Annotated in this window: 1 pseudogene; it reads left to right on the top strand. The window is 48.6% G+C overall.

The window, feature by feature from the left end:
* A pseudogene (locus AX663_RS10940) lies at positions 1 to 936 on the top strand (accessory Sec-dependent serine-rich glycoprotein adhesin); the annotation flags it as partial.

The raw sequence follows: 936 nt of genomic DNA on the forward strand, positions 1-936 counted from the left end.
CTTCAGCAAGTACATCAGAATCAGCAAGCACCTCAGAATCAGCAAGTGCGTCAGCTTCAGCAAGTGCGTCTGAGTCAGCAAGTGCCTCGGCTTCAGCAAGTGCTTCAGAATCAGCAAGCGCTTCTGAGTCAGTAAGCACCTCAGCTTCAGCAAGTGCGTCAGCCTCAGCAAGTGCATCAGCTTCAGCAAGCGCCTCTGAGTCAGTAAGTGCCTCGGCTTCAGCAAGTGCGTCTGAGTCAGCAAGTGCGTCTGAGTCAGCCAGCGCCTCAGAATCAGCAAGTTCTTCAGAGTCAGTAAGCGCCTCAGCCTCAGAAAGTGCCTCAGCTTCAGCAAGTACTTCAGAATCAACAAGTGCCTCGGCTTCAGCAAGCGCCTCAGCTTCAGCAAGTGCATCTGAGTCAGCGTCAGCCAGCGCCTCAGCCTCAGTAAGTACTTCAGAATCAGCAAGTGCGTCAGAGTCGGCAAGCGCCTCTATTTCGGCTTCTAATTCTGTAATTTCAAGTAAAGGTCAGCCAGCCATTCTATCACTTGAAAGCCTAGATATTGAAAGCGTCATTGCCTCAGATTCTATCAGTACATCATCAAGCGTTTCAGAATCAGAGTCAGCATCATTGAGTGTCTCATTGAGTGAATCACAATCTGCCTCAGTAAGTGCTTTGATTTCTGCAAGTGAGTCTGTATCGTTGAGTGAAGCACAAAGTGCAAGTGTGTCTGTGTCAGAATCAGCAAGCACATCTGCTTCAGCGTCATCGAGCGCATCCGCTTCAGAATCAGAGTCAGCTTCTACATCAGTAAGTCTTTCAACCTCTGCCTCAACAAGTGCTTCAGTGTCTGCCTCATTGAGTGTCTCAGAATCAACTTCTGAAGTGAAAGATCCTAAACACAAACGTGGTAGCCAAGCGCTTCCTAAGACTGGTGAGGAAAACTCATCATTGT

The organism is Streptococcus sp. CCH8-H5 (assembly GCF_001556505.1).
GTDB lineage: Bacteria > Bacillota > Bacilli > Lactobacillales > Streptococcaceae > Streptococcus.